The organism is Enterobacter cloacae complex sp. XAL002, from assembly GCF_049236805.1.
In the GTDB taxonomy this organism is placed as follows: domain Bacteria; phylum Pseudomonadota; class Gammaproteobacteria; order Enterobacterales; family Enterobacteriaceae; genus Enterobacter; species Enterobacter intestinihominis.
The window spans coordinates 294,577-319,521 of record NZ_JBMKJN010000002.1 but is presented as its reverse complement, the minus strand read 5'-3'; the positions used below and the strand labels follow the sequence as shown (position 1 = coordinate 319,521).

Genomic DNA, 24,945 nt, shown 5'->3' with positions numbered 1-24,945 from the left:
GTGTACCGACAACGCGCCTTCGGGCGCGTTTTTTATTGACAGGATCAAAACAGTACAGGTACTTTAACCCTATCAATTTCAGGATGACCTAATGAAACAGACGCCGTTTTTCTTCGCATTCTTTTTTACCTTCCCCTGACCGGGAGGCGTTTCGTCGTGTGATAAAGAATGCGAAGACGAACAACAAGGCCTCCCACACCGGGAGGCCTTTTTTATTGATAACGATAAAATGAGACAGACAACACTATGACACCGGAAAACCCGCTCCTGGATTTACGCGTAAAAATCAGTGCACTCGACGAAAAGTTACTGGCCCTGCTGGCAGAACGCCGCGCGCTCGCCATTGAAGTGGGCAAAGCCAAGCTGGATTCTCATCGGCCGGTGCGCGATATCGATCGCGAGCGTGATTTACTGGAACGGTTGATACAGCTCGGCAAAGCGCATCATCTTGATGCCCACTACATCACCCGCCTGTTCCAGCTCATCATTGAAGATTCCGTTCTGACGCAACAGGCCCTGCTCCAGCAGCATCTGAACAAAACCAACCCGCACTCTGCTCGGATCGCTTTCCTCGGCCCGAAAGGTTCTTATTCTCACCTGGCGGCTCGCCAGTACGCAGCCCGTCATTTCGAAGAGTTCATTGAGAGCGGTTGTGCAAAATTTGCAGACATCTTCAACCAGGTCGAAACCGGCCAGGCAGATTACGCCGTGGTGCCTATTGAGAACACCAGTTCCGGCGCCATCAACGATGTTTACGATCTGCTCCAGCACACCAGCCTGTCGCTGGTCGGTGAGCTGACTATTCCTATCGATCACTGCGTGCTGGTCTCTGGCTCAACCGATCTGAGTCAGATTGAAACGGTGTACAGCCACCCGCAGCCGTTCCAGCAGTGCAGCCAGTTCCTGAACCGTTATCCGCACTGGAAAATTGAGTACACCGAAAGCACCTCGGCGGCGATGGAAAAAGTGGCGCAGGCAAACTCTCCTGCCGTCGCGGCACTCGGTAGCGAAGCGGGCGGCGCGCTGTATGGCTTACAGGTGCTGGAACGCAATCTGGCCAACCAGACGCAAAATATCACCCGTTTCGTGGTTCTTGCCCGCAAGGCCATCAACGTGTCGGACCAGGTCCCGGCGAAAACCACCCTGCTGATGGCGACCGGCCAGCAGGCGGGTGCGCTGGTTGAAGCGCTGCTGGTGCTGCGTAATCACAACCTGATCATGACGAAGCTGGAATCCCGCCCAATACATGGCAACCCGTGGGAAGAGATGTTCTATCTCGACGTTCAGGCCAACCTGGAGTCTGCATCCATGCAGAAAGCCCTGCGCGAACTGGGCGAGATCACACGCTCCATGAAAGTACTGGGCTGCTATCCGAGCGAAAACGTGGTCCCGGTCGATCCGGCTTAATGTTCGATAAAGCGGCTTTTCTTCATCCCTGCCACATTTACAGGCAGGGTGAAGATGGCACCGGAAAGCGGGTATTTCGCCAGCTCCTCCGCCTCCATATTTTCCCGCGTGGTGGTGATAAACAGCGTTTTCATATCGTCGCCGCCAAAGCAGACCATTGTCGGGCAGCGTACCGGCAGCCGGTATTCTTCCAGCTGTACGCCTTGCGGTGAAAACCGTGCGATACGCCAGCCGTCAAACAGTGCGCTCCAGTAGCAGCCTTCCTCATCCATTGCCGCTCCGTCGGGTATACCGTCTCCCTCACTAAAACGGCGAAACTCTTCGCGCTTACCGGGTTCCCCCTGCTCATCAAGCGGCGTACGGTAAATCACACCGTTCGGCGTATCAGAAGTAAACATCCACCGTTTGTCAGGACTAAACGCTAAACCGTTATGCCCCTGAATATCGCACTGGATCACTTTCGGTGTCAGGTCGTTGTCGATACGCATCAACATGGCGCCGTTATAATCTCCCGGCCCCCAGAACGTGCCCGCATAAAACCGTCCCTGATGGTCGGTGCCTCCATCGTTAAAGCGTGCAAGCTGCGGGTTGGACGGGTTATCGCAAACCTTACGCTGGAGCAGGCCGTGTTTATCGGTCAGCCAGATGGCGTTTCGCATCGCGACGATAAATCCGCCGCGTTCACGCAGGGCAAAACACCCAACTTCTTCATGGAATGAGAGCACCGAGTGTTCCGCGGTGGGCAGATGGTACCGATGAATCTCCCCTTCCAGAATATCCGCCCAGTAGAGCGCCTTCTCTTCAGCACTCCACGTCGGGCATTCGGGCAGATGCCCGGTATAGTTCAACAGCAGCTGTGGTTCAGCCATGACAGTTCCCCAAAATGAAAAAAGCCAGCATTGCTGTTTTAATTTTAGACGCAATAGGCTGAAACAAAAGGATTTGTTTCTGACGATGTCCACACGTCGTCCACGCATCGAAAAAGCCCTGCCATGTGCAGGGCTTTCTTTTGGTCACATCCAGTGGATTTGTTGCTGGCCTGATTGCGTCGGGTGCGGCGGCGCTGGTACTACTTCACCCGGCGAAACGATAAAGCTCTCGACCGTCTCAGTGGTGATGAACGTGCAACTGCAAATGATGTTTGTGCACTGATGATACAGCTCCTTGCCTGTGCGGCGCGCATGGCCTGCGCCTTTGAGCCGCACCAGCGCTGTCACTGGCTGGCAAAAACTGGAATAAAAATTGAATGCAAACTCATCCACTGATGCATGCACATCTAAAATTGTGAATCAACTCGTCCAATTAATGATTTCGTCCAGCCCGGAAAGTATTGCAGGAAAATAACTTTCATCCATTCCAAGACTATCACTGACTACGACGCTTTCAGCAGGATTTTCCGGCCTTAGCGTTAATGTTAAAAGCACCCCACGCCCTGTTGATGATGGTGAAAACACAAGATTTAACTGATTTTCTGTGCTATCAAAAATCACCTCACGAGCCTTCGTGCCATCAACTAAACTTCTATGTAACTCCCTGAGTTTAGCTTTAAGAGCATTAAGCTCTCCGACATTAAAGGATGCCTGATATTGTGTTTTAAGCTCGGGTAGTTCGTACTCCACATAGGTATGTATCCAGTCATACTCTGGTATGTCAGGGGTATTATCACGCCCAAAGGGGGAAATCCGTAAAATTTTCCTGTCGCTAATTATCTCAATCATATTCCCCCCATCACTTGTATAAAAAATGAGTTATTGTCCAGTCTTTCTCACGCACCAATACTTCTATCATATATTTTTTATAATAATAGGTTCCTTTTTTCGCCCGATTCTCAACAAGTTTATATATCTCAGATTCGTAACGAAAAAGACCTTGAGCCTTTTGAGGATCTGGCGTTCTTTTGCCGTAGCGAATAACTTTTTCCTGAAGTTGCAAGGGCACATATCGCGCGGGATTAAGCATATGTTTAGCAGGAGTTGCGGTCATTTTAAGGGTTCGTGCAGATAACCCCATTTTCAGCCGACCACGTAAGAGACTGATAGTAGCCTCACTGAGCCTCACAGTTACAGCGGTTTTAACTCCACTCTCCAGTAACGCTTTACCAGCCCGAAAAAGACGAAATGCACCCAAGGCAATTAATACGATGTCTGTTGGGTCAATCAGGGGGGCTTCTAGTGACGCTTCTTCCAGCCTGACAAACATGCCGTCGGTATCATAAATCTGCCATAAACCGGGAGCCTGAGAGACTGAATAGCCAATACACATCCCGGTTTCGTCATCAACAATGGGTTTTGAATTCAGTGGAGGATTGCGGGGGCGAAATTCGAAGTATTCACCGGCTGGTAATGTTGACTGGAAGGTGTAGAAACGTCCTGGCTCGTCCGTAATTAATCCAACGCTCATTGTCCTAATTTCCTTTTGGGCTAACCTTTGGGGTCATCATAATGGACGTTTTTACTTCAATCTACTTTCCTGACTCTGATTTTATCGACTTAGAGGCTAACGCCTCGCCGCGCTCGTTGTTCAACACCACCGGCACTGAAAGCAAATTTCAGCACCGGCGGTGCTGGCATTATTCGCGTATGGCTCATTTTAACCACCCATTTTTTTAGCATCATCAACAAGCTCGTCTAAATATTGCCAGGCTCCGTTATCAGCCACGAAGCCCCAGCCGAAACACCGTTAGTCATTTCATATCCAACAGCCAGCCCTGGCGGGTGTAAAATTTCGTGATTAATTATGAAAACCAGCCCCTTCTCGCTTAGTTCTTTCCAGTTCATGATTGTCATACCGCAGTCGGCGTCATCCAGCATCAACTGGAAACTCAACATTACATAATTTGCCACCCACTCAGTTAAATCGATAACATTCGTTACCCTCACTGACACGCGTTGTCGGTATACCCTCTTTCTTGTATCAGACATGTTCACGAAGCTGATTCAACTTTAAGAGTTTGCTGGGGTGCACCCCGTTCATGGTTTGCCACCATTGGCAGAGGCTAACCCTGAAATGGCTTTCCTTAACAAAGCAGAAAGTGCGCTGCTGCTTAAGTCATTTACAGGTGAGGATCTGCTGGTTGCCCTGCTGGGGATTAGTACCGGCGGGCGGTGGTCAGAGCTGGCAACACTCAAACCGGCACAAATAGTAAACGGGCGCGTGACATTCCTGAAAATCAAAAACGCAAAAAAGCGCACTGTACCGATTTCTTCTGAGCTTGAATCGCTGATAAAGAAGAATACCAGCGGGAATCTGTTCAACGTCGATTACGTGAGTTTTTGCAAAGTGCTGAAGATGGTTAAACCTGATATTCCTGCAAATCAGGCAACGCATATTTTGCGTCATACCTTCGCAAGTCATTTCATGGTGAACGGGGGTAACATCATTTCATTACAGCAAATACTGGGTAATGCAAACATCCAGCAGACGATGACTTATGCGCATTTGTCACCGGAGTACCTGCAAAATGCCGTGGCATTGAATCCGCTTTCAGGAGGGATATCGCTGTAGGTTCTGCTCCCCCCGGAGTGTCCACATTGCGTCCACACTTCGGGGTATTAGAAACGGTTCCAGATGGTTACAGCTTTTTTAAATTACTGTTTTTATTAGTGATAATTTAAATGGTTGATAAACCACATCCACCCATTATATGAAAAAAGCCAGCATTGCTGGCTTTCAGTATATACATCATCAGATTACTGGCGACTGTCATTTGCCTGGCGCAACAGCGTGCGGCTTTCACTCTGGAATCGCGTGGCGTAATCACCGAACCAGTGCTCCACTTTACGGAAACTGTCGATAAACGCTTGTTTATCGCCGTGTTCCAGCAAGGTGATCGCTTCGCCAAAACGCTGATAGTAGCGCTTGATCAGCGCCAGGTTATTTTCAGACGACATGATGATGTCGGCGTAAAGCTGTGGATCCTGGGCAAACAGTCGCCCGACCATCGCCAGCTCCAGACGATAAATTGGCGAGGAAAGCGCCAGCAATTGTTCAAGCTGAACGTTCTCTTCCGCCAGGTGCAGACCATAGGCGAAGGTTGCAAAGTGGCGCAGCGCCTGAATAAACGCCATGTTCTGATCGTGCTCAACCGCACTGATACGGTGCAAACGTGCCCCCCAGACCTGAATCTGTTCCAGGAACCACTGATACGCTTCCGGCTGACGACCGTCGCAGTAAACCACTACCTGCTTCGCCAGGCTGCCGCTGTCCGGGCCAAACATCGGGTGTAACCCAAGCACGGGCCCGGTGTGCGCCGCCAGCATTGCCTGTAGAGGGCCATTTTTAACGGACGCCAGATCCACCAGAATGCAATCTTCCGGCAGCGGAGGAAGTTTCGCGATAATCTGCTCCGTCACATGAATCGGTACGCTGACGATAACCATTCCGGCATCCTTAATGAGCTCCGGCGCATGCGGCCAGTCCTCTTTTTCCAGGATGCGCACCTGATAGCCAGAAAGCGTCAGCATTTTTTCAAACAGACGCCCCATCTGGCCGCCGCCACCGACAATCACCACCGGACGCAGCGACGGACAGAGAGTTTTGAAGCCCTTGTCGTTTTCGCTGGAATAGGATTCCCGCATCACACGACGCAGGACATCTTCAATTAAGTCCGGTGAAACGCCCAGCGCCTGTGCCTCTTTACGGCGGGAGGCGAGCATAGAGGCCTCACGCTCCGGAACGTAAATTGGCAGGCCGTATTTGCTTTTAACTTCGCCGACCTCAGCAACCAGTGCCATGCGGCGCGCCAGCAGGTCCAGCAACGCCTTATCCACTTCATCAATTTGATCGCGTAATGCGGTCAATTCAGCAACCATAACTATCCTCTTATGCCAGACGCGTCGCCAGCTGGCCGTTCAAATCTTTGTGGATCTCACGCAGTAGCGCATCAGTGGTTTCCCAGCTGATGCAAGCATCCGTGACCGAGACGCCGGGCTTCATCGCGCTACGCGGCTGTTCCGATGACTGATTGCCTTCATGAATATTACTTTCAATCATCAGGCCGATAATTGAACGGTTACCATCTTTAATCTGTGCAATCACAGATTCTGCAACCGCAGGCTGGCGACGGTAATCTTTATTCGAATTACCATGACTGCAATCTACCATCAGCGCCGGACGCAGTCCCGCCTGTTCCATCTCTTTTTCACACTGCGCGACATCCGCCGGGCTGTAGTTTGGCGCTTTACCACCGCGCAGGATCACATGCCCGTCCGGATTGCCCTGCGTTTGCAGCAGGCATACCTGGCCCGCCTGGTTGATCCCGACAAAACGATGGGGCATGGCGGCGGCGCGCATGGCGTTAATCGCCGTGGCCAGGCTGCCGTCGGTACCGTTTTTAAAACCAACCGGCATAGACAGGCCAGACGCCATCTCGCGGTGGGTTTGTGACTCGGTGGTGCGCGCCCCAATCGCAGACCAGCTAAACAGATCGCCGAGGTACTGCGGGCTGTTCGGATCCAGCGCTTCGGTTGCCAGCGGCAGCCCCATGCTGACCAGCTCCACCAGCAGGCGACGCGCAATCTTCAGGCCCGCTTCCACATCAAACGAGCCATCCATGTGCGGATCGTTAATCAACCCTTTCCAGCCAACCGTTGTACGTGGCTTTTCAAAATAGACGCGCATCACCAGATAGAGGCTATCGCTGACCTCCTCCGCTAATGCTTTAAATCGACGAGCGTACTCAATGGCGGTTTCAGGATCGTGAATGGAGCAAGGACCACATACCACCAGCAGGCGCGGATCGCGGCCTGCGATAATGTCAGAAATGGTCTGGCGAGAGTGCTCAATCTGAGCTTCCTGCGCGACGCTCAGCGGGAATTCCGCCTTCAGTTGATCCGGGGTGATTAACACCTGTTCGTCAGTGATATGTACGTTGTTCAGCGCGTCTTTTTGCATGATTGCGATCCTGTAAAACTCGTTTGCGATAGTGGTTTTCCTCGAAGAGGTGACACAACGATAACACATCAAGTAAAGATTTCAATCCAAAATACGTACAGATTATTTTACAGCAGCCATTTAAATGCCAAATCACAGGTTAAAATCGTAAACATAAAATTACACATACGCTTTTAACGCCAGTCTACGCTCACACCAGGCACGCTATCCCGGCGCTGGCCGTTAGCTTAATTATCCTCGGGTGAATTGAGGGAAAGTTGCGTGGCTACATAAATCCTGGCAACAAAAAATGAATAAAAGTATGAATTTCAGCAGACTTAATTGAGCCTGCCTAAATTACTTTGAATATCGTGCTCTGTAAGATTTAGCTTAGGTCAAGACAGGGATATTTCTGACATAATGACGGCTTTGAGAAAGAATGGTATTCTGCCGGAAATTCATAAGGGCATCTATTTCCGGGGCGGTTTGGCGGATTCTGATGAGAAATACATTCTTGATCGCTTTGCTTCACCTCCCCCTGGCGCTAATGCTGTTCATTTTGGTGAACCCTGCAAGGGCAGGCTCGCTCACGGAAACGGATAAATCAGTACGTTCGATTGTTTCTGGCATTGTGAGCTACACCCGATGGCCAGCACTGTCCGGCCAGCCTAAGCTCTGTATTTATGCCTCTTCCCATTACAGACAGGCGCTCAGCAGTGAAGATGAACACAACCCGTTGCCCTATAGTCCTGTCATTGTGCATAGCGATCGGGAAGCACTCGCAGCAAGGTGTGATGCCCTCTATTTCGGGAGCGAGTCGCCGGCAAAACAACAGGAAATAATAAATCAATATCAGGGCCAGGCGTTGCTATTAATGTCAGAACAAAATCCTGAATGCGTTATTGGCAGCGCATTTTGTCTGATAATAGAGCACAACCTCGTCAGGTTTTCCGTAAATCTGGATGCGCTGACGCGCAGTGGCGTAAGAGTCAATCCGGATGTATTAATGCTCGCACGGAATAAGAAGCATGAATAAGGAAGTCACACCAACACCGCGTCCGACGTTTAAAAGAACGTTGCGGCGAATCAGCATGATAAGCGTCATTATAACGATGACGTTTATATGGTTGCTGCTGTGTTTCGCTTCCGTGGTGACATTAAAGCAATACGCGCAAAAAAACCTCGAACTCACCGGCGCCACCATGAGCCACAGCCTTGAGGCCTCTCTGGTATTCAACGATGCCGTGGCGGCAAATGAAACGCTGGCGACCCTCGGCAAGCAGGGGCAATTTGCCGTGGCGGAAGTGCTTAATGCACATCATAAACGGTTTGCCTGGTGGTCGTGGAACCCGGCGGATAATACCGACACGCTGGGCGCGCTGGTCAACCGGTGGTTGTTCCCTGTTCCTGTCGCACAGCCCATCATACATAACGGTAATGTGATTGGCGAAATTCGTCTGACCGCACGAGACAGCCTGATTAGCCACTTTATCTGGCTCTCATTTGCGGTCCTCACCGGCTGCATTCTTTTTGCCTCTGCCGTCGCATTGACCATCACCCGCTCGCTACATCATGGCATGGTTGTTGAAATGCAAAACATCACTGACGTTGTGCATGACGTCCGTACCAACCGCAACTTCTCTCGCCGGGTAACGGAAGGCCGCATTGAAGAGTTCCACCAGTTTGGTGAAGACTTCAACAGCCTGCTGGATGAAATGGAAGAGTGGCAGCTCAAGCTACAGGCGAAAAACGCTCAACTGTTGCGTACCGCCATGCACGATCCGCTCACGGGGCTTGCAAACCGCGCCGCGTTTCGCAACAACATTGCGGCCTTAATGAATGACGCTTCGGCAAAGACCAATTCTGCCCTGCTCTTCCTGGACGGTGATAACTTCAAGTTTATTAACGACACCTGGGGCCATGCCGCGGGCGACTGCGTACTGATCGAAGCCGCAAAAAGGATGGTCGAATTTGGCGAAAAACGTCATCAGTCTTACCGTCTTGGCGGCGACGAGTTTGCCATGATCCTTTATGGCGTCCACACAGCGCGTGAGGTCGAATATATTTGCGCTGCGCTGTCGCAGCAATTTATCCGTCCGTTTGATCTGCATAACGGACACACAGCATCAATGTCACTCAGCATTGGCTTTGCTCTGGCGTGGGAAAATGCCTCCGTCGAGGCATTGCTTGAGCAAGCCGATCGCAATATGTACCTGGTCAAAAACCAGCGTTCGAAACCAATACCCTGAAAGGAAGACGATATGTTGAAGCGATACTTCGCGCCGTTGTTACTGGCATCTCTGGTTATGTCCGGGTGCCAGACGCCGGAGGGTAAATTCACACCAGAGCAAATCGCGGCCATGAAGTCCTACGGCTTTAACGAACTGAATGGCGACTGGTCCCTGGGCCTGTCGGATAAGATCCTGTTTGATAAAAATGACGCCAGACTGCGTCCGGAAAGCGAAACGCAGATCCAGACTATGGCCTCACGTCTGGCGGCAACCGGTCTGAATCACGCCCGGATGGACGGCCATACGGATAACTATGGCGAAGAGAGCTACAACGAAGCGCTTTCGTTAAAACGTGCCAATGTTGTAGCGGATGCCTGGGCGAAGGGCGCGAACATCCCGCGCAGCAACCTCACTACGCGGGGTTTAGGCAAAAAATACCCTCTCAGCAGCAACCGTACTGCGCAAGGGCGCGCTGAAAACCGCCGTGTTGCGGTAGTTATCAGCACGCCTTAAGGCTATTTAGCGGATGTGCCGGCGAGCGACACGCCTGAAGCCGCTCGCCAGCGCAGCCAGTCAATCACGATAAATGCCGCCAGACTGACGCCCATTACCGGCAACGCCAGCCCCAGCAGGAGGCTTATCATGAACGTCACTCCCCTTCCCCACAGCGGCAATGCCAGCCAGCTTTGACAGAGCGTCTGTACCGGGTTCGCGGCTGACGTCGCAGGACGACGCATCCACCACATCCGGTATCCCCAGATAATCAGCACGCACAGCGCAACGCCAAACGCGATGAGCAGCAGCTGATTTGCCAGACCAAACAGGATCCCCATATGGAAATCCACGCCCCAGCGGGTGAGTTTAGCCATCAGCGGGAAATCCCCAAAGCGAGTCCTGTCCAGCACATTCAGAGATTGAGGGTCCACGGCAACGGCATCAACCTGCGTCGGCCAGCGGCGATCGATTTCCGTCACCGTCCAGGCCTGGTCGCCCCTGCTTGCCGGACGGATCTCAACGTTGTTCGCATCAATTCCTGACTGGCGGGCGGCCTGCAATACGCTGTCAAAAAGCGACAGTTCAACAGGCATTTCAGGCATCGACATTCCGCCGTGATGACCACGATGTTCGGCGTGTTCATCCATCATTTCCGGCGCACCGGAAAGGGTGGTGTTTACCTGCGGCGTCAGCCAGTTCATCTCTGCACGCAGCTTATCGACGTTGCCACCGGCCCATTGTGACCAGGTTAACCCGGTGACTGAGAACAGCAGCATTCCCGCCAGTAATGTCCAGCCTAAGATCACATGCAGGCGACGACGATTCTGGAAACGATTGTTAATACGGCGCTTCGGTCGGGTATAGAACCACAGCGCGATCCCGCCCAGGGCAGCAACCCACATCCACGAGGCGGCTAACTCGCTATAGAGGCGCCCGAGGTTGCCCAGCATCAGCGAGGTATGCAGATAATCGATAGTCTGACGCAGCGGTAAAATCCCGCTGGTGCCGTATACGGTCATATCCCCTCGAACCTCAAGGCTGGCGGGATCAATAAAAATAGCCCGATGCTCGGAGGGACCCAGCGCCGGGTCGGCAAACATCACGCGGGTCGTTTCGCCCTCTTCCAGCCCCGGACGAACGGCATGCAGACGCAGATCTGATTCTACGGCCTTTTCGGCCGCGGCAATTTGTGCAGCAAGAGGCTGCGCCTCACCCACGGCATCCGTGTGGAGTGCATGATGGTACAGCGCATTTTCAAGCTGCGGCGTGGCGACATACAGCGTACCGGTCAGCGCTGCGAAGAAAATAAACGGACCAACAAACAGCCCGATATAGAAATGGAGGCGACGCAGCAGGTTTCCCCATGCCGCGCGCGGAGTGCAGGTAGTCATACTTTTCCTTTTTAAGGCAAAAAGTGAGTGATTTTGTTTTAAAGGGAGAAAGCAGACCGACGCGGCGGCGCGCGGGTATCGGGGTAAAGCCAGGGGAAAAAGTGCCAGTGGCTGACCGCCTGACGAGGCGGCTTCATGCGCAACCGCTGCAACACCACGCTGAGCAGAACGATAAGCGCCAGCATCACGCCCGGCACATGCGCTAACAGCACGCAGTAGCCGCAGGCTTCCGCATGGTCAACTGGTGGCATGGAATGCGGCATATCCCCATGATGCTCGTCCATCGACATCATGCTCATGTCATGGTGCATGCCCGGCATGGCGCTCATGGGATCTTTTTGCAGCGAGACGGAGATCAGCGGCGCCACGACGATCAGCAGGATCGCAAACAGCGCGGTCAATGCCGCTGCGCGTTTCCAGCTATGCTGATGCAGTACGTTATCCACTTACCCTCCCCCCAAGAGGCGAACATTGTAAATGATTTATGACGGAAGGGTTAACGCGAGAGGTGCGATGGGATAAAAAAAGGGCCAGCCTTTCGGCCAGCCCTTTCTGACAGGATGTCGCTTAAGCGAATCTTAGTTCAGACGCTCTTTAATACGAGCAGACTTACCAGTACGCTCACGCAGGTAGTACAGTTTAGCTTTACGTACAGCACCACGACGTTTAACAGCAATGCTGTCAACTACCGGAGAGTGAGTCTGGAAGACACGCTCAACGCCTTCGCCGTTGGAAATTTTACGAACAGTGAATGCAGAGTGCAGACCGCGGTTACGAATAGCGATAACCACGCCCTCGAATGCCTGCAGACGTTTTTTGGAACCTTCAACAACCCATACTTTCACTTCCACGGTGTCACCTGGACGGAAGGAAGGTACGTCCTGCTTCATCTGCTCTTGTTCAAGTTGCTTAATAATGTTGCTCATAATTTAATCTCTTATCCTGGGTAAACTGATATTCGGGAGCGTATTACGCTTTCCCATCATGTTCATGCTGCTGATGCGCGTGTTCGGTTTTGAACTCGGCCAGCAACTTTGCTTGCTCTTCAGTCAGAGCCAGGTTTTCCAGAAGTTCAGGTCTTCTAAGCCAGGTCCGGCCCAGCGACTGCTTCAAACGCCAGCGACGTATCTCGGCATGGTTTCCAGACAGTAACACTGCCGGGACTTCCATCCCTTCTAACACTTCAGGACGAGTATAGTGTGGACAGTCCAGCAATCCATCGGCAAAGGAATCTTCCGTTGCCGAAGCTTCATGGCCCAGAACCCCCGGAATAAACCGGGCGACGGAGTCAATCAACGTCATTGCTGGTAGCTCACCACCGCTGAGAACGTAATCGCCGATAGACCATTCTTCGTCAATCTCGGTTTGAATTACGCGCTCATCTATCCCTTCGTAGCGACCACAGACCAGAATCAGCTTTTGATTCGTCGCCAGTTCGCTCACGCCCGCTTGATCAAGCTTGCGTCCCTGAGGTGACAGATAAATCACCTTCGCGCCTTCACCTGCCGCGGCTTTTGCTGTGTGAATGGCGTCCCGTAAGGGTTGCACCATCATCAACATCCCCGGTCCGCCGCCGTAAGGACGATCGTCCACGGTACGGTGCCGGTCATGCGTGAAGTCACGAGGACTCCAGCTCTGGATGCTCAGCAGGCCATTCTTTACTGCCCGGCCAGTTACCCCGTAATCGGTAATCGCGCGGAACATTTCAGGAAACAGGCTAATTATGCCAATCCACATAGCGCCGTCTTTTACCGTTTATCCGGAGAATTTAAAAACCAGGATCCCAATCTACTTCAATGGTTTGAGTAGTGAGATCGACTTTCTTGATAACCTGTCCATCGAGGAACGGGACCAACCGCTCCTTGATGCCAAATGCATCTTTCAGGTTTGCCTTAATGACGAGAACGTCATTTGACCCGGTTTCCATCATGTCGATGACTTTCCCCAGGCTGTAGCCTTCAGTGGTCACTACCTGGCAACCCATAAGGTCTTTCCAGTAGTAGTCACCCTCTTCCAGTTGCGGCAACCGCGACGAATCCACGACAATTTCACAATTAGTCAGCGCATTCGCGGCATCTCGATCGTCAATGCCTTTCAGCTTGATGATGATGTCCTGATTGTGGTGACGCCAGCTTTCCAGCTCGACCTCTTCCCACTTACCGGCTTTCTGGATAAACCAGGGCTGGTAATCAAAAATGCTATCAGCGTCTTCAGTGGAGGAAAACACTCTGAGCCAACCACGGATACCGTAGCAAGAACCCATTTTTCCCAATACGATCGGTTCAACAGGTGCTTTATTGCTCATCATGACCACCGTGACAGATTAAGCTGCTTTGTTTGCTGCTTTGATCAGCGTAGCAACGCGATCGGAAACAGTAGCGCCCTGGCCAACCCAGTGAGCGATACGATCCAGATCCAGACGAGTTTCTTCTTCTGCGCCAGAGGCCAGTGGGTTGAAGAAACCAACGCGCTCAATGAAGCGACCGTTGCGTGCATTACGGCTGTCAGTCACAACAACCTGGTAGAACGGACGCTTTTTAGCGCCGTGACGTGCTAAACGAATAGTTACCATAACATCCTCTTGTGTGAATAAAACAACCGGGCCCCATCGAGGAACGGAGCCCGGGTGTCATATTAAAAGCCCGAAAATTTTACTCATTTTCGGGCAAAAAGCAATCTCAAAAGCGATTATCGCCCAGGAAAACCGGGCGGCATCATGCCTTTCATGCCGCGCATCATCTTCGCCATGCCGCCTTTCTTCATTTTCTTCATCATGCGCTGCATGTCGTCGAACTGTTTCAGAAGGCGGTTAACGTCCTGGACCTGCATGCCGCAACCGGCTGCGATACGGCGCTTGCGGGAACCTTTGATGATTTCTGGCTTCGCGCGCTCTTTCAGCGTCATCGAGTTGATGATTGCCTCCATACGCACCAGCACTTTGTCATCCATCTGGGATTTGACGTTGTCCGGGATCTGCCCCATACCCGGCAGTTTACCCATCAGGCTTGCCATACCGCCCATGTTTTTCATCTGACGCAGTTGCTCAAGGAAGTCGGTCAGATCGAAACCGTCACCTTTTTTCAGCTTGCTGGCGAGTTTTTCAGCCTGCGCGCGGTCAACCTTGCTTTCGATATCTTCGATCAGCGACAGCACGTCGCCCATGCCGAGAATACGGGAGGCAATACGATCCGGGTGGAACGGCTCCAGCGCTTCGGTTTTCTCGCCCACGCCGAGGAACTTAATTGGCTTACCAGTGATATGACGTATAGACAGCGCCGCACCGCCGCGAGCGTCGCCGTCGACTTTGGTCAGCACCACGCCGGTTAACGGCAGGGCTTCGTTAAACGCTTTTGCGGTGTTTGCCGCATCCTGACCGGTCATGGCGTCGACAACAAACAGGGTCTCTACCGGATTGATAGAAGCATGAACCTGCTTGATTTCGTCCATCATCGCTTCGTCAACGTGCAGTCGACCGGCGGTATCCACCAGCAGCACGTCGTAGAATTTCAGCTTCGCCTCTTTCAGCGCTGCGTTAACGATGTCAACAGGCTTCTGCGCCACGTCGGACGGGAAGAAGTCTACGCCAACCTGCTCGGCCAGCGTTTCCAGCTGTTTGATCGCCGCCGGGCGATACACGTCCGCCGAAACCACCAGCACTTTTTTCTTGTGCTTTTCGCGCAGGAATTTCCCCAGCTTACCGACGCTGGTGGTTTTACCCGCACCTTGCAGACCCGCCATCAGCACGACGGCCGGTGGCTGAGCCGCCAGGTTAAGCACCTGATTCTCTTCGCCCATCGCCGAAACCAGCTCGTTACGGACGATTTTGACGAACTCCTGACCCGGAGTCAGGCTCTTGTTAACTTCATGACCAACCGCTTTCTCTTTCACGCGGTTGATAAAATCACGCACGACCGGCAACGCAACGTCTGCTTCCAGCAGCGCCATGCGCACTTCGCGCAGCGTTTCCTTGATGTTCTCTTCGGTGAGGCGTCCACGGCCGCTGATGTTGCGCAGCGTGCGCGACAAACGATCGGTTAAATTATCAAACATTGTCTCTCGCCTGGGGTAGAAACGTTAGGTCGCCTGGGCGACACATACACAGAATTTTGCCGGAGTATAACATGAAGGCGCCTTTGTTGTTATGCAACGGTTGGAGCAGGCGTCACGTAACGTTATACTGCTTCTCTTTCTTATTAAGACAACTGTCGACGCCTATATGCCTGTTTTCGCACTGATCGCCCTTGTTGCCTACTCTGTCAGCCTCGCGCTGATCATTCCTGGCCTGCTGCAAAAAAACAGCGGCTGGCGGCGCATGGCTATTCTTTCGGCAGTGATCGCACTGATTAGCCATGCGTTTGCGCTGGAATCACGCATCATTCCCGGCGACGGCAGCGTGCAAAATCTAAGCGTGCTGAACGTCGGCTCGCTGGTCAGCCTGATGATCTGTACGGTCATGACCATTGTCGCGTCTAAAAATCGTGGCTGGCTGCTGCTGCCGATAGTCTACGCCTTTGCGCTGATCAACCTGGCGTTAGCCACGTTCATGCCCAATGAGTTTATTACCCATCTGGAAGCCACGCCGGGGATGCTGGTGCATATCGGCCTGTCTCTATTCTCCTACGCGACGCTGATCATCGCCGCCCTTTACGCCATGCAGCTCGCCTGGATCGACTACCAGCTGAAAAATAAAAAGCTGGCGTTTAACCATGAAATGCCGCCGCTGATGGTGATTGAGCGTAAGATGTTCCACATCACCCAGGTCGGCGTGGTTTTGCTGACGCTGACGCTGTGCACGGGCTTGTTTTATATGAAGAACCTGTTCAGCGTGGAGAATATCGATAAAGCGGTCCTCTCCATCATCGCGTGGTTTGTCTATATTGTCCTGTTATGGGGCCATTATCATGAAGGCTGGCGCGGACGTCGCGTGGTCTGGTTCAACGTTGCGGGTGCGGGCATTCTCACGCTTGCCTATTTTGGTAGCCGCTTCATACAGCAATTTGCTGGCTAAGTAACAAAAGGAGTTCCCCCTGGAACACATCTCTACCACCACGCTGATCGTCATTCTGGTCATCATGGTGGTCATCTCCGCTTATTTCTCTGGCTCTGAAACCGGCATGATGACGCTGAACCGCTACCGGTTACGTCATCGCGCCAAGCAGGGTAACCGTGCCGCGCGTCGTGTCGAAAAGCTTCTGCGTAAGCCGGACCGTCTGATTAGCCTGGTGCTTATCGGTAACAACCTGGTCAATATTCTCGCCTCTGCACTGGGCACCATCGTCGGGATGCGTCTGTACGGCAACGCAGGCGTGGCGATTGCCACAGGTGTGCTCACGTTTGTGGTGCTGGTGTTTGCGGAAGTGCTGCCCAAAACCATCGCGGCGCTTTACCCGGAAAAAGTCGCCTACCCGAGCAGCTTCCTGTTAGCACCGCTGCTTATTCTGATGATGCCGCTGGTCTGGCTGCTGAATATGGTGACACGGGTGCTGATGCGCATGGTTGGTATAAAGGCAGACGTCACCATCAGTAGCGCGCTCAGCAAAGACGAACTGCGTACCATCGTGAACGAATCCCGCTCGCAGATCTCCCGTCGCAATCAGGACATGCTCCTGTCGGTGCTGGATCTGGAAAAGGTCAGCGTTGACGACATCATGGTGCCGCGCAATGAAATCGTCGGGATTGATATTAACGACGACTGGAAGGCCATTGTCCGCCAGCTGACGCACTCCCCGCACGGGCGTATCGTCCTCTATCGCGATTCTCTAGACGATGCCATCAGCATGCTGCGCGTGCGCGAGGCCTATCGTCTGATGACTGAGAAAAACGAGTTCACCAAAGAGGTGATGCTGCGCGCCGCCGACGAAATTTACTACGTGCCGGAAGGCACCCCGCTGAGCACGCAGCTGGTGAAGTTCCAGCGAAACAAGAAGAAAGTCGGTCTGGTAGTGGATGAATACGGCGACATACAGGGGCTGGTGACGGTCGAAGATATTCTGGAAGAGATTGTCGGGGACTTTACCACGTCAATGTCGCCTTCCCTTGCAGAAGAAGTCACCCCGCAAAACGACGGGTCAGTGCTTATCGACGGCAGCGCCAACATTCGTGAAATCAATAAAGCGTTTAACTGGCATTTGCCGGAAGACGAAGCGCGGACGATGAACGGAATGATCCTGGAAGCGCTGGAAGAGATCCCGGCGGCAGGCACGCGCGTGCGCATTGAGCAGTATGATATTGATATTCTGGACGTTCAGGACAACATGATTAAGCAGGTGAAGGTCCTGCCCGTTAAACCTTTACGCGAAAGTATCGCCGAGTAATGTTGTAGGCCGGGTAAGGCGAAGCCGCCACCCGGCACTACGGGTCGGCAAATTACGCTTTCGCTTTCGCCACGGTCACCATCGCAGCGCGAATAGTACGACCGTTCAGGGTATACCCTTTCTGCATCACGCCCAGCACGTTACCCGCGGCAACGTCTTCGGATTCCACCATCGCAATGGCCTGGTGAACGTTTGGATCCAGCGGTACATCCGTATCGGCAATCACTTCAACACCGAACTTACGCACCACATCCAGCATGGATTTCAGCGTCAGCTCGATGCCTTCAATCATCGCCGCGTTATCCGGATTAGCTTTATCCGCCACTTCCAGCGCGCGATCCAGGCTGTCGATCACCGGAAGCAGTTCGTTGACGAATTTCTCCAGCGCAAATTTGTGCGCCTTTTCAACGTCCAGCTCGGTACGACGGCGCAGGTTTTCCATTTCCGCTTTGATACGCAGTACGCCATCGCGTTCGCGATTCTGCGCTTCTACCAACTGAGCTTCCAGATTGGCAATTTTTTCATCGCGCGGGTCCACCTGCTCAGCAGACGTGTCTGGCTCTACTGCCTCAACTTCATCGTGCTGTTCCGTGATAATTTCTTCAGGGGCTTGCCCCTCAGGCGTTTTCTGTTCTTTACTACTCATGAATTTCTCCGCGTTTTTCTGCATTCATCTCGCTAACTTCGCTTATTATGGGGATCAGTTTCCTGGATTCAAGGGAACAAGGCAGATTGTCATCATTCATCAGGCACAAGGACCTCCAGAAAATGAATAATCATTTCAGGTGTATTGGGATCGTCGGCCATCCGCGTCACCCTACCGCATTGACGACACATGAAATGTTGTATCGCTGGCTGTGTGGTAAAGGCTATGAAGTGATGGTCGAGCAGCAGATCGCCCAGGAGTTGCAGCTTAAAGGCGTCAGAACCGGCACGCTGGCGGAAATTGGCCAGCAGGCGGATCTCGCCGTGGTGGTCGGCGGCGACGGCAATATGCTGGGCGCGGCGCGAACGCTGGCTCGCTATGATATTAAGGTTATTGGTATTAACCGTGGCAATCTTGGTTTCCTGACCGACCTCGACCCGGACAATGCGCAACAGCAGCTGGCGGACGTGCTGGAAGGTCACTATATCAGTGAAAAACGGTTTTTACTTGAAGCCCAGGTCTGCCAGCAGGATTGCCAGAAGCGCATCAGCACCGCTATTAACGAGGTGGTTCTCCACCCTGGTAAAGTGGCGCACATGATCGAGTTCGAAGTCTATATCGACGAAATCTTCGCTTTCTCGCAGCGCTCTGACGGGCTGATTATTTCAACCCCGACGGGGTCAACTGCCTATTCGCTTTCAGCCGGAGGCCCAATCCTGACGCCATCGCTGGATGCGATCACCCTGGTGCCGATGTTCCCGCATACGCTCTCGGCGCGTCCGCTGGTGATAAACGGCGACAGCACCATCCGCCTGCGTTTTTCACATCGCCGCAGCGACCTGGAGATCAGCTGCGACAGCCAGATTGCGCTTCCCATTCAGGAAGGAGAAGATGTCCTCATTCGCCGCTGCGATTATCACCTGAACCTTATCCATCCAAAAGATTACAGTTATTTCAATACATTAAGCTCAAAACTCGGCTGGTCAAAAAAATTGTTCTGATTTTACATCCAGCGCTTTACTGTATATAAAACCAGTTTATACTGTATACAAACACAGTTATGGTTTTTCATACAGGAAAACAATTATGCTGGCACAACTGACCATCAGCAACTTTGCCATTGTTCGTGAGCTTGAGATCGACTTCCATAGCGGAATGACGGCGATTACCGGTGAAACCGGTGCAGGTAAATCCATTGCCATTGATGCCCTTGGCTTGTGCCTCGGCGGTCGTGCAGAGGGTGATATGGTGCGCACAGGTGCGGCCCGTGCCGATCTCTGCGCCCGCTTCTCGTTAAAAGACACGCCTGCCGCCCTGCGCTGGCTGGAAGCGAACCAGCTGGAAGATGGACGTGAGTGTTTACTTCGTCGCGTTATCAGCAGTGACGGCCGCTCCCGCGGTTTTATCAATGGTACAGCGGTTCCCCTTTCCCAGCTTCGCGAGCTGGGCCAGCTGCTCATCCAGATCCATGGTCAGCACGCGCACCAGCAGCTAATCAAACCCGAACAGCAGAAAGCCCTGCTCGATGGCTACGCGGGTGAGTACGCGCTTACTCAACTCATGGCGGAGCACTATCGTCAGTGGCATCAAAGCTGCCGCGAACTTGCGCAGCATCAACAGCAAAGCCAGGAGCGTACCGCGCGCGCCGAGCTGCTGGAATATCAGTTGAAAGAGCTGAACGAATTTAACCCTCAGGCGGGTGAATTTGAGCAAATCGACGAGGAGTTCAAGCGTCTGGCCAACAGCGGTCAGCTGCTTTCCATCAGCCAGAATGCCCTGAACATGCTGGCGGATGGCGAAGACGTGAATTTGCAGAGCCAACTATATACCGTGCGTCAGCTTGTTACCGAACTGACCGGCATGGACAATAAGCTTTCTGGCGTACTGGAAATGCTGGAAGAGGCCGCGATTCAGATTTCAGAAGCCGGGGATGAGCTGCGCCACTACTGTGAACGTCTGGATCTCGACCCGAACCGTCTGTTCGAGCTTGAGCAACGCATCTCCCGTCAGATTTCACTGGCGCGTAAGCATCACGTTACCCCGGAAGAGCTGCCGAATTACTATCAGTCTCTGCTGGAGGAACAGCAGCAGCTGGACGATCAGGCCGATTCCCTCGAAACCTTGTCTCTGGCGGTTAATCTGCATCATCAGCAGGCGCTGGAAACGGCGAAACGGCTGCACGACGTGCGACAGCACTATGCTCTGGAGCTTAGCCAGCATATTACCGACAGCATGCATACGCTGGCGATGCCGCATGGGGTGTTCACTATTGATGTTCGCTTTGAAGAGCATCACCTGACGGCGGAAGGCGCAGACCGCGTAGAATTCCGCGTCACCACCAACCCGGGCCAGCCTTTACAGGCGATTTCGAAAGTGGCTTCTGGCGGTGAACTGTCGCGTATCGCCCTGGCCATTCAGGTGATTACCGCCCGTAAAATGGAAACCCCGGCGTTGATTTTCGATGAAGTGGATGTGGGTATCAGCGGCCCGACCGCGGCCGTTGTCGGCAAACTGCTGCGTCAGTTGGGTGAATCGACGCAGGTTATGTGTGTGACTCACCTGCCGCAGGTCGCCGGCTGTGGTCATCACCACTTTATCGTTAGCAAGGAAACCGATGGCGAAATGACGGAAACGCATATGAAGCCGCTGGATAAACGCTCACGCTTGCAGGAGCTGGCACGCCTGCTGGGGGGCAGTGAAGTCACCCGTAATACGCTCGCGAATGCGAAAGAACTGCTGGCGGCATAAACTTTTTCGGGATCTCAGGGTCATACAGAACAACAAAAACGCCGCCAGACCAGTTTCAAAGTGGGGCAAGGTCTATTATCATCGGCATATTACATATGAGCCGCGTACTGCTCGGGCCCGAAAAGGAATCAAATCACTATGCGCTGTAAAACGCTGACCGCTGCCGCAGCGGTTCTTCTGATGTTGACCGCAGGCTGTTCCACTCTGGAGAAAGTGGTTTACCGTCCTGATATCAACCAGGGGAACTACCTTACTCCTAACGATGTGTCCAAAATCCGCGTAGGTATGACACAACAGCAGGTCGCTTATGCCCTGGGAACCCCGATGATGTCCGATCCGTTCGGCACAAATACGTGGTTCTATGTATTCCGCCAGCAGCCTGGTCATGAAGATGTGACCCAGCAAACCCTGACGCTGACCTTCAGCAGTGCCGGCGTGCTGACCAACATTGACAACAAGCCTGCCCTGACCAAATAATCAGGCGTCAGCAACGCAAAAAGGTGCTCAATGAGCACCTTTTTTGTGTATGTTTATTTGGCTACTTACCGGATTTCTCTGCTCGCTGACGGCGCAACTCTTTCGGGTCGGCAATCAGCGGACGATAGATTTCAACCCTGTCGCCCTCTTTCAGCACATCACCGAGCTTAACCGGACGGCTATAAATGCCGACTTTATTCTTCGCCAGGTCAATATCACGGCGAAGTTCAAGGATGCCGGAGGCCCGGATAGCCGCCTCAACGGTGGCGCCCTCTTCAAGCGTCACGCGCTGCAAATACTGCTTCTCCGGCAGCGCATACACCACCTCAACAGCAATCTTATGCGACACTGTAAACCTCTTTGGCGCGCGTGGTGAACGCCTGAACCATATTCGAGGCCAGCTCTTTAAAAATTCGGCCAAACGCCAGTTCGATCAGCTTATTGGTAAATTCAAAATCCAGATGAAACTCAATGCGGCAGGCGTCAGCGCTCAGTGGCGTAAACTTCCACCCTCCCATCAGTTTTTTAAACGGACCATCCACCAGATGCATCAAAATACTCTGATTGCTCGTCAGGGTATTGCGCGTGGTGAACGTTTTGCTGATCCCCGCTTTGGAGACATCCACGGCCGCAGTCATCTGAGTCGGGCCGGATTCCAGCACCCGGCTACCAGTGCATCCTGGAATAAATTCCGGATAGGACTGAACGTCGTTCACTAACTGATACATTTGTTCCGCGCTGTAGGGAACAAGCGCAGTACGGCTAATCTGAGGCATAGCATTTTCCATGGTCACACAACAGACAAATAATAACATTTATCACCTGTTAAAAAAACGCTAAGCCTTATCTCGTGCTAAGATAGCGCGTTAGACCTCACAGGACGCAATGAGGTGACTTTTTAAAATCAGATTACCGACGGCTTTACGACACTTATGACGAAGAAAAAAGCACATAAACCTGGTTCGGCGACCATTGCGCTCAACAAGCGTGCTCGCCACGAGTATTTCATCGAAGAAGAATTCGAGGCTGGCCTTGCGTTGCAGGGCTGGGAAGTAAAATCGCTGCGTGCCGGGAAAGCCAATATCGGCGACAGCTACGTGATCCTGAAAGACGGTGAGGCCTTCCTGTTCGGCGCGAACTTTACGCCGCTGACCGTCGCCTCTTCACATTACGTCTGCGATCCAACCCGCACCCGTAAGCTGCTGCTGAACAAGCGCGAGCTGGAATCCCTCTACGGACGCATCAACCGCGAAGGCTTCACCGTAGTTGCGCTCTCTTTGTACTGGAAAAACGCCTGGTGCAAAGTGAAAATCGGCGTGGCGAAAGGTAAGAAACAGCACGACAAGCGTACTGACCTGAAAGCACGCGAGTGGCAGCTCGATAAAGCACGTATCATGAAAAACGCAGGACGTTGATTCTGCGCGCTTATTGTACTATTCAATAAGTTAGCGTTTCGGGCTGGTATCGAGGAAGTGAAATCTGGTATACTGAGTTCAACACTATTGGGGCTGATTCTGGATTCGACGGGATTTGCGAAACCCAAGGTGCATGCCGAGGGGCGGTTTGCCTCGTTAAAAGCCGCAAAAAAATAGTCGCAAACGACGAAAACTACGCTTTAGCAGCTTAATAACCTGCTAAGAGCCCTCTCTCCCTAGCTTCCGCTCTTAAGACGGGGATCAAAGAGAGGTCAAACCCAAAAGAGATCGCGTGGAAACCCTGCCTGGGGTTGAAGCGTTAAAACTAATCAGGCTAGTTCGTTAGTGGCGTGTTTGTCCGCAGCTGGCGTGCGAATGTAAAGATAAACTAAGCATGTAGTACCGAGGATGTAGAAATTTCGGACGCGGGTTCAACTCCCGCCAGCTCCACCAAACATTGATGTACTGAAGTTCAGTAAAGTCTACTAAGCCCGCACAGCATAAGCTTTGCGGGCTTTTTTATGTCCATTGACGTCTAGTGAGAATTGCTGAGAACCACCAGTTATGGCACCCTGAATGGGACCCAACACAAAGTGAATCGCCACGGGTTTAACAGACACCTCGGAGTCATTTAAGATGACTTAAAGAGAGGTGCCCATGAGCGGTAAACGTTATCCCGAAGAGTTTAAAATTGAAGCAGTCAAACAGGTTATTGATCGCGGTCATTCTGTTTCCAGCGTTGCAACACGTCTCGATATCACCACCCACAGCCTTTACGCCTGAATAAAGAAGTACGGTCCGGACTCATCCACTAATAAAGAACAGTCAGATGCTCAGGCCGAGATCCGCCGACTCCAGAAGGAGTTGAAGCGGGTTACTGACGAACGGGACATATTAAAAAAAGCCGCGGCGTACTTCGCAAAGCTGTCCGACTGAGGTACGCCTTTATTCGTGACAACTCCCGTTGCTGGCCTGTTCGTCTGCTCTGCAGGGTGCTGGATGTTCATCCCAGTGGCTTTTACGCCTGGTTTAAGCAACCGTATTCTCAGCGCCATCAGGTAGATCTGAGACTGACGGGACAGATCAAACAGTTCTGGCTGGAGTCCGGTTGCGTTTATGGTTATCGCAAGATCCATCTGGACTTGCGGGATAGCGGGCAACAGTGCGGAGTGAACAGAGTCTGGCGACTGATGAATCGTGCCGGGATAAAGGCTCTGGTCGGGTACCGTAGCCCGCGGGCACGCAAAGGCGAGGCCAGTATCGTATCGCCCAACAGGCTCCAGCGACAGTTCAATCCGGATGCTCCGGATAAGCGTTGGGTAACGGACATAACCTACGTCAGGACCCACGAAGGCTGGCTGTATCTTGCTGTGGTTGTTGATCTGTTCTCACGCAAAATTATCGGCTGGTCAATGCAATCACGGATGACAAAGGACATTGTCCTGAACGCACTGCTGATGGCTGTATGGCGGCGTAATCCCCAAAAACAGGTGCTGGTTCACTCGGACCAGGGCAGTCAGTACACAAGCCATGAGTGGCAGTCGTTCCTAAAAGCACACGGCCTGGAGGGGAGCATGAGCCGTCGCGGTAACTGTCACGATAATGCGGTTGCAGAAAGCTTTTTCCAGTTGCTGAAACGCGAACGGATAAAGAAAAAGATCTACGGAACGCGGGAAGAAGCCCGCAGCGATATTTTTGATTACATCGAAATGTTTTATAACAGTAAGCGTCGGCATGGTTCGAGCAATCAGATGTCACCGACAGAATATGAAAAGCAGTATTATCAACGGCTCGGAAGTGTCTAGATTATCCGTGGCGATTCAGTTTAGCTAAAAAACAAGGGCATATACCAACTTACGTTGTTCAGAAACTCATAGCCAGAAGCGGACATTGCAAAGATCAATCGGTGCTAACTCCAGGGTAACAGATCAGAAGGTTGTTACGTTTTAA

28 protein-coding genes, 1 other RNA gene, 2 pseudogenes and 1 other annotated feature are annotated in these 24,945 nt (G+C 52.5%); of the genes and pseudogenes, 14 read left to right on the top strand and 17 right to left on the bottom strand.

All coding sequences use genetic code 11. From position 1 onward, the window contains the following. Positions 1-90 precede the first annotated feature (90 nt). Positions 91-216 (top strand) — a sequence feature (Phe leader region). After that, positions 92-139 carry a pheA operon leader peptide PheL gene (gene pheL / locus ACOT0L_RS03125; RefSeq protein WP_100229775.1) on the top strand — a complete coding sequence of 16 codons (48 nt, stop codon included), beginning with the start codon at positions 92-94 and terminating at the stop codon, positions 137-139. It overlaps the preceding feature by 48 nt. A gap of 30 nt (positions 217-246) precedes the next feature. Further along, positions 247-1,407 (top strand): bifunctional chorismate mutase/prephenate dehydratase, encoded by a 1,161-nt coding sequence (gene pheA / locus ACOT0L_RS03120; protein ID WP_023306733.1) that lies wholly within the window; start codon positions 247-249, stop codon positions 1,405-1,407. Here pheA and ACOT0L_RS03115 read toward each other — a convergent pair. From ACOT0L_RS03115 to ACOT0L_RS03095, 5 genes are all read right to left on the bottom strand, one after another. Next, on the bottom strand, positions 1,404-2,276 hold the full coding sequence (locus ACOT0L_RS03115) for an SMP-30/gluconolactonase/LRE family protein (RefSeq protein ID WP_063148614.1): 873 nt from the start codon (positions 2,274-2,276) through the stop codon (positions 1,404-1,406). The two genes, pheA and ACOT0L_RS03115, sit on opposite strands and share 4 nt — an antisense overlap. 144 nt (positions 2,277-2,420) lie before the next feature. Then, positions 2,421-2,624 carry an ogr/Delta-like zinc finger family protein gene (locus ACOT0L_RS03110; RefSeq protein WP_071788728.1) on the bottom strand — a complete coding sequence of 68 codons (204 nt, stop codon included), beginning with the start codon at positions 2,622-2,624 and terminating at the stop codon, positions 2,421-2,423. Positions 2,625-2,696: 72 nt separating this feature from the next. Further along, complete coding sequence (locus ACOT0L_RS03105) at positions 2,697-3,125, bottom strand: WapI family immunity protein (RefSeq protein WP_023298399.1); 429 nt, start codon at positions 3,123-3,125, stop codon at positions 2,697-2,699. 10 nt (positions 3,126-3,135) lie between these two features. After that, entirely contained in the window at positions 3,136-3,807 is a 672-nt protein-coding gene (locus ACOT0L_RS03100) for a hypothetical protein (RefSeq protein WP_260473294.1), read from the bottom strand. Positions 3,808-4,034: 227 nt separating this feature from the next. Next, a complete protein-coding gene (locus tag ACOT0L_RS03095; protein ID WP_421637247.1) occupies positions 4,035-4,184 on the bottom strand; it encodes a DUF7415 domain-containing protein in 150 nt (49 codons plus the stop codon). Between the two features lie 136 nt (positions 4,185-4,320). Here ACOT0L_RS03095 and ACOT0L_RS03090 point away from each other — a divergent pair. After that, positions 4,321-4,911 (top strand): annotated as a pseudogene (locus ACOT0L_RS03090) (tyrosine-type recombinase/integrase); the annotation flags it as partial. 185 nt (positions 4,912-5,096) lie between these two features. On the opposite strand, the gene tyrA reads toward ACOT0L_RS03090, so the two are convergent. Together tyrA and aroF are read right to left on the bottom strand one after the other, a co-directional pair. Continuing rightward, complete coding sequence (gene tyrA / locus ACOT0L_RS03085) at positions 5,097-6,218, bottom strand: bifunctional chorismate mutase/prephenate dehydrogenase (protein WP_023298402.1); 1,122 nt, start codon at positions 6,216-6,218, stop codon at positions 5,097-5,099. Positions 6,219-6,228: 10 nt separating this feature from the next. After that, positions 6,229-7,299 (bottom strand): 3-deoxy-7-phosphoheptulonate synthase AroF, encoded by a 1,071-nt coding sequence (aroF, locus tag ACOT0L_RS03080; protein ID WP_006811632.1) that lies wholly within the window; start codon positions 7,297-7,299, stop codon positions 6,229-6,231. Between the two features lie 478 nt (positions 7,300-7,777). Between aroF and ACOT0L_RS03075 the strand changes: the two genes are divergently transcribed. From ACOT0L_RS03075 to ACOT0L_RS03065, 3 genes are read left to right on the top strand one after another with little or no spacing between them, the layout of a single operon-like run. Further along, on the top strand, positions 7,778-8,314 hold the full coding sequence (locus ACOT0L_RS03075) for a YfiR family protein (RefSeq protein WP_126502744.1): 537 nt from the start codon (positions 7,778-7,780) through the stop codon (positions 8,312-8,314). Next, complete coding sequence (dgcN, locus tag ACOT0L_RS03070; RefSeq protein WP_126502743.1) at positions 8,307-9,527, top strand: diguanylate cyclase DgcN; 1,221 nt, start codon at positions 8,307-8,309, stop codon at positions 9,525-9,527. Before ACOT0L_RS03075 ends, dgcN begins: the two co-directional genes overlap by 8 nt. A gap of 12 nt (positions 9,528-9,539) precedes the next feature. Then, complete coding sequence (locus tag ACOT0L_RS03065) at positions 9,540-10,022, top strand: OmpA family protein (RefSeq protein WP_023298405.1); 483 nt, start codon at positions 9,540-9,542, stop codon at positions 10,020-10,022. Between the two features lie 2 nt (positions 10,023-10,024). Here the strand turns inward: ACOT0L_RS03065 and ACOT0L_RS03060 are convergent, their stop codons facing one another. From ACOT0L_RS03060 to ffh, 7 genes are all read right to left on the bottom strand, one after another. After that, a complete protein-coding gene (locus tag ACOT0L_RS03060; RefSeq protein ID WP_126502742.1) occupies positions 10,025-11,395 on the bottom strand; it encodes a PepSY-associated TM helix domain-containing protein in 1,371 nt (456 codons plus the stop codon). A gap of 38 nt (positions 11,396-11,433) precedes the next feature. Beyond that, on the bottom strand, positions 11,434-11,841 hold the full coding sequence (locus ACOT0L_RS03055) for a DUF2946 domain-containing protein (RefSeq protein ID WP_063146940.1): 408 nt from the start codon (positions 11,839-11,841) through the stop codon (positions 11,434-11,436). Between the two features lie 132 nt (positions 11,842-11,973). Continuing rightward, the gene (gene rplS, locus ACOT0L_RS03050) at positions 11,974-12,321 is read right to left on the bottom strand and encodes a 50S ribosomal protein L19 (RefSeq protein ID WP_002914145.1); all 348 of its coding nucleotides are present in this window, start codon (positions 12,319-12,321) and stop codon (positions 11,974-11,976) included. 43 nt (positions 12,322-12,364) lie between these two features. Next, positions 12,365-13,132 carry a tRNA (guanosine(37)-N1)-methyltransferase TrmD gene (gene trmD / locus ACOT0L_RS03045; RefSeq protein ID WP_003863138.1) on the bottom strand — a complete coding sequence of 256 codons (768 nt, stop codon included), beginning with the start codon at positions 13,130-13,132 and terminating at the stop codon, positions 12,365-12,367. A 31-nt stretch (positions 13,133-13,163) separates the two neighbouring features. Next, positions 13,164-13,703 carry a ribosome maturation factor RimM gene (gene rimM, locus ACOT0L_RS03040; RefSeq protein ID WP_126502741.1) on the bottom strand — a complete coding sequence of 180 codons (540 nt, stop codon included), beginning with the start codon at positions 13,701-13,703 and terminating at the stop codon, positions 13,164-13,166. Between the two features lie 15 nt (positions 13,704-13,718). Further along, positions 13,719-13,967, bottom strand: coding sequence for a 30S ribosomal protein S16 (gene rpsP / locus ACOT0L_RS03035; protein WP_022649067.1), 249 nt, complete (start codon positions 13,965-13,967; stop codon positions 13,719-13,721). 116 nt (positions 13,968-14,083) lie between these two features. After that, positions 14,084-15,445 (bottom strand): signal recognition particle protein, encoded by a 1,362-nt coding sequence (ffh, locus tag ACOT0L_RS03030; protein ID WP_003863132.1) that lies wholly within the window; start codon positions 15,443-15,445, stop codon positions 14,084-14,086. Between the two features lie 166 nt (positions 15,446-15,611). Between ffh and ACOT0L_RS03025 the strand changes: the two genes are divergently transcribed. Both ACOT0L_RS03025 and ACOT0L_RS03020 read left to right on the top strand, forming a co-directional pair. Then, positions 15,612-16,403 carry a cytochrome C assembly family protein gene (locus tag ACOT0L_RS03025; RefSeq protein WP_014832951.1) on the top strand — a complete coding sequence of 264 codons (792 nt, stop codon included), beginning with the start codon at positions 15,612-15,614 and terminating at the stop codon, positions 16,401-16,403. 19 nt (positions 16,404-16,422) lie between these two features. Continuing rightward, entirely contained in the window at positions 16,423-17,709 is a 1,287-nt protein-coding gene (locus ACOT0L_RS03020; RefSeq protein WP_026094274.1) for an HlyC/CorC family transporter, read from the top strand. A gap of 52 nt (positions 17,710-17,761) precedes the next feature. Here the strand turns inward: ACOT0L_RS03020 and grpE are convergent, their stop codons facing one another. Then, complete coding sequence (gene grpE, locus ACOT0L_RS03015; protein ID WP_003863126.1) at positions 17,762-18,355, bottom strand: nucleotide exchange factor GrpE; 594 nt, start codon at positions 18,353-18,355, stop codon at positions 17,762-17,764. Between the two features lie 122 nt (positions 18,356-18,477). Here grpE and nadK point away from each other — a divergent pair, with 122 nt between their 5' ends. From nadK to bamE, 3 genes are all read left to right on the top strand, one after another. Then, positions 18,478-19,356 (top strand): NAD(+) kinase, encoded by an 879-nt coding sequence (gene nadK / locus ACOT0L_RS03010; RefSeq protein ID WP_126502740.1) that lies wholly within the window; start codon positions 18,478-18,480, stop codon positions 19,354-19,356. Between the two features lie 85 nt (positions 19,357-19,441). Next, positions 19,442-21,103, top strand: coding sequence for a DNA repair protein RecN (recN, locus tag ACOT0L_RS03005; protein ID WP_126502739.1), 1,662 nt, complete (start codon positions 19,442-19,444; stop codon positions 21,101-21,103). Between the two features lie 138 nt (positions 21,104-21,241). After that, a complete protein-coding gene (bamE, locus tag ACOT0L_RS03000; protein ID WP_003863121.1) occupies positions 21,242-21,580 on the top strand; it encodes an outer membrane protein assembly factor BamE in 339 nt (112 codons plus the stop codon). A 61-nt stretch (positions 21,581-21,641) separates the two neighbouring features. On the opposite strand, the gene ACOT0L_RS02995 is transcribed toward bamE, so the two are convergent. After that, the gene (locus ACOT0L_RS02995) at positions 21,642-21,929 is read right to left on the bottom strand and encodes an RnfH family protein (protein WP_003863119.1); all 288 of its coding nucleotides are present in this window, start codon (positions 21,927-21,929) and stop codon (positions 21,642-21,644) included. Next, positions 21,919-22,356: a type II toxin-antitoxin system RatA family toxin gene (locus ACOT0L_RS02990; RefSeq protein WP_003863117.1), complete on the bottom strand. Its 438-nt coding sequence runs from the start codon at positions 22,354-22,356 to the stop codon at positions 21,919-21,921. The genes ACOT0L_RS02995 and ACOT0L_RS02990 overlap by 11 nt, the downstream gene beginning before the upstream one ends. Positions 22,357-22,512: 156 nt before the next feature. Between ACOT0L_RS02990 and smpB the strand changes: the two genes are divergently transcribed. The 3 genes and pseudogenes from smpB (at position 22,513) to ACOT0L_RS02975 (ending at position 24,800) form a co-directional block, all read left to right on the top strand. Further along, positions 22,513-22,995, top strand: coding sequence for an SsrA-binding protein SmpB (gene smpB, locus ACOT0L_RS02985; protein WP_003863115.1), 483 nt, complete (start codon positions 22,513-22,515; stop codon positions 22,993-22,995). An 89-nt stretch (positions 22,996-23,084) separates the two neighbouring features. Further along, positions 23,085-23,448: a transfer-messenger RNA gene (gene ssrA, locus ACOT0L_RS02980) on the top strand. A gap of 204 nt (positions 23,449-23,652) precedes the next feature. Next, positions 23,653-24,800, top strand: a pseudogene (locus ACOT0L_RS02975) (IS3 family transposase). Positions 24,801-24,945: the final 145 nt, after the last annotated feature.

What these genes read in the sequence shown, in the direction of transcription:
- rimM (WP_126502741.1), bottom strand. Translation starts at nt 13,703, where the DNA reads ATGATGAGCAATAAAGCACCTGTTGAACCGATCGTATTGGGAAAAATG.
- tyrA (WP_023298402.1), bottom strand. Translation starts at nt 6,218, where the DNA reads ATGGTTGCTGAATTGACCGCATTACGCGATCAAATTGATGAAGTGGAT.
- pheA (WP_023306733.1), top strand. Translation starts at nt 247, where the DNA reads ATGACACCGGAAAACCCGCTCCTGGATTTACGCGTAAAAATCAGTGCA.
- recN (WP_126502739.1), top strand. Translation starts at nt 19,442, where the DNA reads ATGCTGGCACAACTGACCATCAGCAACTTTGCCATTGTTCGTGAGCTT.
- trmD (WP_003863138.1), bottom strand. Translation starts at nt 13,132, where the DNA reads ATGTGGATTGGCATAATTAGCCTGTTTCCTGAAATGTTCCGCGCGATT.
- aroF (WP_006811632.1), bottom strand. Translation starts at nt 7,299, where the DNA reads ATGCAAAAAGACGCGCTGAACAACGTACATATCACTGACGAACAGGTG.
- dgcN (WP_126502743.1), top strand. Translation starts at nt 8,307, where the DNA reads ATGAATAAGGAAGTCACACCAACACCGCGTCCGACGTTTAAAAGAACG.
- rplS (WP_002914145.1), bottom strand. Translation starts at nt 12,321, where the DNA reads ATGAGCAACATTATTAAGCAACTTGAACAAGAGCAGATGAAGCAGGAC.
- smpB (WP_003863115.1), top strand. Translation starts at nt 22,513, where the DNA reads ATGACGAAGAAAAAAGCACATAAACCTGGTTCGGCGACCATTGCGCTC.
- ACOT0L_RS03060 (WP_126502742.1), bottom strand. Translation starts at nt 11,395, where the DNA reads ATGACTACCTGCACTCCGCGCGCGGCATGGGGAAACCTGCTGCGTCGC.
- ACOT0L_RS02990 (WP_003863117.1), bottom strand. Translation starts at nt 22,356, where the DNA reads ATGCCTCAGATTAGCCGTACTGCGCTTGTTCCCTACAGCGCGGAACAA.
- nadK (WP_126502740.1), top strand. Translation starts at nt 18,478, where the DNA reads ATGAATAATCATTTCAGGTGTATTGGGATCGTCGGCCATCCGCGTCAC.
- ACOT0L_RS03115 (WP_063148614.1), bottom strand. Translation starts at nt 2,276, where the DNA reads ATGGCTGAACCACAGCTGCTGTTGAACTATACCGGGCATCTGCCCGAA.
- ACOT0L_RS03095 (WP_421637247.1), bottom strand. Translation starts at nt 4,184, where the DNA reads ATGAACTGGAAAGAACTAAGCGAGAAGGGGCTGGTTTTCATAATTAAT.
- ACOT0L_RS03075 (WP_126502744.1), top strand. Translation starts at nt 7,778, where the DNA reads ATGAGAAATACATTCTTGATCGCTTTGCTTCACCTCCCCCTGGCGCTA.
- ACOT0L_RS03025 (WP_014832951.1), top strand. Translation starts at nt 15,612, where the DNA reads ATGCCTGTTTTCGCACTGATCGCCCTTGTTGCCTACTCTGTCAGCCTC.
- bamE (WP_003863121.1), top strand. Translation starts at nt 21,242, where the DNA reads ATGCGCTGTAAAACGCTGACCGCTGCCGCAGCGGTTCTTCTGATGTTG.
- rpsP (WP_022649067.1), bottom strand. Translation starts at nt 13,967, where the DNA reads ATGGTAACTATTCGTTTAGCACGTCACGGCGCTAAAAAGCGTCCGTTC.
- ACOT0L_RS03065 (WP_023298405.1), top strand. Translation starts at nt 9,540, where the DNA reads ATGTTGAAGCGATACTTCGCGCCGTTGTTACTGGCATCTCTGGTTATG.
- grpE (WP_003863126.1), bottom strand. Translation starts at nt 18,355, where the DNA reads ATGAGTAGTAAAGAACAGAAAACGCCTGAGGGGCAAGCCCCTGAAGAA.
- ACOT0L_RS03100 (WP_260473294.1), bottom strand. Translation starts at nt 3,807, where the DNA reads ATGAGCGTTGGATTAATTACGGACGAGCCAGGACGTTTCTACACCTTC.
- ACOT0L_RS03105 (WP_023298399.1), bottom strand. Translation starts at nt 3,125, where the DNA reads ATGATTGAGATAATTAGCGACAGGAAAATTTTACGGATTTCCCCCTTT.
- ffh (WP_003863132.1), bottom strand. Translation starts at nt 15,445, where the DNA reads ATGTTTGATAATTTAACCGATCGTTTGTCGCGCACGCTGCGCAACATC.